Annotated in this window: 3 protein-coding genes; all 3 read right to left on the bottom strand. The window is 52.0% G+C overall.

The window, feature by feature from the left end; all coding sequences use genetic code 11:
- Nucleotides 1–976, bottom strand: a 976-nt coding sequence (gene umuC / locus EQY_RS0122490) for a translesion error-prone DNA polymerase V subunit UmuC (RefSeq protein ID WP_000457499.1), incomplete at its 3' end; no start/stop codon positions are given.
- A complete protein-coding gene (umuD, locus tag EQY_RS0122485) occupies nucleotides 976–1413 on the bottom strand; it encodes a translesion error-prone DNA polymerase V autoproteolytic subunit (protein ID WP_000109071.1) in 438 nt (145 codons plus the stop codon). The genes umuD and umuC, both read right to left, overlap by 1 nt.
- Nucleotides 1410–1658: a DinI-like family protein gene (locus tag EQY_RS0122480; RefSeq protein WP_000618110.1), complete on the bottom strand. Its 249-nt coding sequence runs from the start codon at nucleotides 1656–1658 to the stop codon at nucleotides 1410–1412. The genes umuD and EQY_RS0122480 overlap by 4 nt, the downstream gene beginning before the upstream one ends.
- Between the last annotated feature and the right edge of the window lie 227 nt (nucleotides 1659–1885).

Here is a 1885-nt window from a genome sequence, read left to right as displayed (position 1 = left end):
AAAATTTCTGTGAAGATGAGGTCACCGGAACATTACGAAGCTTTTCCACAGCGGCATTGCTGTAACAGGGTTCTTTTACTGCAAAGGGTGATGTCCGTACAAATGTCGTCACCTGCCGGCAATACTGACGCTCCCCACGTAGTTTCTCTGCGGCCCGCTCTGCATACTGAACAACAGCCTGGTGCATGGCATCTTTGTCTGTGATTCGTTCACCAAAACTGCGACTACAGACAATCTGCTGTTTTGCCGGTGGTGCTTCTTCCAGGGATATGCAGGACTCGCCGTTGAGTTCGCGTACCGTACGCTCAAGAATGACGCTGAAGTTTTTCCGGATGAATGCCGTGTTAGCCTGCGCCAGCTGCAGTGCTGTGTTAATACCCAGTGCATTCAGCTTTTCCGTCAGTCTGCGTCCTACTCCCCAGACCTCACCAACTGGCTGCAGCCCCAGTAGCTTCAAGATCCGATTACGGTTTTCTGCCGTCAGCGCGACCACACCGGAAAACTGTGGCCATTGCTTTGTTGCCCACTGTGCACTTTTTGCCAGCGTTTTTGTAGGCGCAATGCCCACCCCCATGGTGAGTCCTGTCCAGCTCTTTACCTGTTCCCTGAGCTGATGACCAAAAAACTCCGGAGAGATGCAATGATTTATCCCCCGCAAATCAATGAACATTTCATCAATTGAGTAGGGCTCAACTGCGGGAGAAAGCGACTCCAGAACAGCCATAACCCGTTGGCTCATGCTGTGGTACAGCGCATAATTGCTGGAAAATACATGTATTTTCTTCTCCAGGCGCATTTGTCTCACCTGAAACCAGGGCTGCCCCATTCTGATGCCAAGGGCTTTTGCCTCCGGGCTGCGCGCGATCACACAGCCATCGTTATTGCTGAGTACGATGACCGGTTCGTTGCGAAGGTCCGGGCGGAAAACTTTTTCACATGAGGCGTAGAAACTGTTGATATCAGCCAGTGCAAACATCAGCGTAACTCCCGCGTCCTGTGTATCACGTGAGTGACAACACCAAAAATACAGATGTTTTCCGGATACAGTGTGCGGAACTCCGGGCTGTCTGAAACCGGCTCCAGTGCCGGGCGTGGGCGCAACAGCAGTCGTTTGACGGTGAACTCACCGTCGATCTCAGCGATAACGATGTCCCCGTGTTGTGGTTTTTCGGCCCTGTCCACTACCAGCAGATCACCATTCTGCACGCCAGCCTGGTTCATCGATTCACCGCTGGCGCGCAGAAAGAAGGTGGCTGCAGGTCTGCTGATGCAATAGCTGTTCAGATCCAGTTCCTGCTCAGCATAATCAGTGGCAGGCGAAGGAAAACCGGCCTGGCAACGATCGGCAAACAACGGTCGCACGTAACTGTCATCGCCTGAAGGGTCAGCCGGACGGTGATAAACGGTACTCATGCTGCAGGCAGCCAGCTGTCGTCCTGCCAGATTTCTTCCAGCAGAGACAGGATACGTTCTTTATCCTTGTCGTTGCGGGCTCCTGTGACAGATACAGACGGGGCGCTGCCCTGGTCTATACGCAGCCAGATTTCCGGGTAGTGTGGTTTCAGACGTTGTTCGATTTCATTCTGTAGCGCCTGAAGTGTGCCTGATTTGAGGTTTTTTGTGCTCTGGCGGTCGAAAAGAATTTCAATGCGGATCATGTTCTCATCTCCCTTTTCTTTTACTGTATGCATATACAGCATTCTAATAACTGAATCCGCACACAGTCAAATGTCATTGCTCTGACTAAAAAATGCTCAATTCTCTGAGGGTGTGGCTGTATGCCTGCTGTGGAGTGCTGTGTCCAGCTTATCCACAGCATTTTGTGCACGGTTCTGTGGACAAAATACCTGGTTACCCAGGCCGTGCCGGCACGTTAACCGGGCTG

Origin of the sequence: Escherichia sp. TW14182 (assembly GCF_000208525.1) — a bacterium.
Taxonomy (GTDB): Bacteria; Pseudomonadota; Gammaproteobacteria; order Enterobacterales; family Enterobacteriaceae; genus Escherichia; species Escherichia ruysiae.
The sequence above is the reverse complement of the archived record's forward strand: the minus strand, read 5'-3'. Positions and strand labels throughout refer to the sequence as shown.

Coding starts and splice junctions, on each gene's coding strand:
- umuD (WP_000109071.1), bottom strand. CDS start 1,413: ATGAGTACCGTTTATCACCGTCCGGCTGACCCTTCAGGCGATGACAGT.
- EQY_RS0122480 (WP_000618110.1), bottom strand. CDS start 1,658: ATGATCCGCATTGAAATTCTTTTCGACCGCCAGAGCACAAAAAACCTC.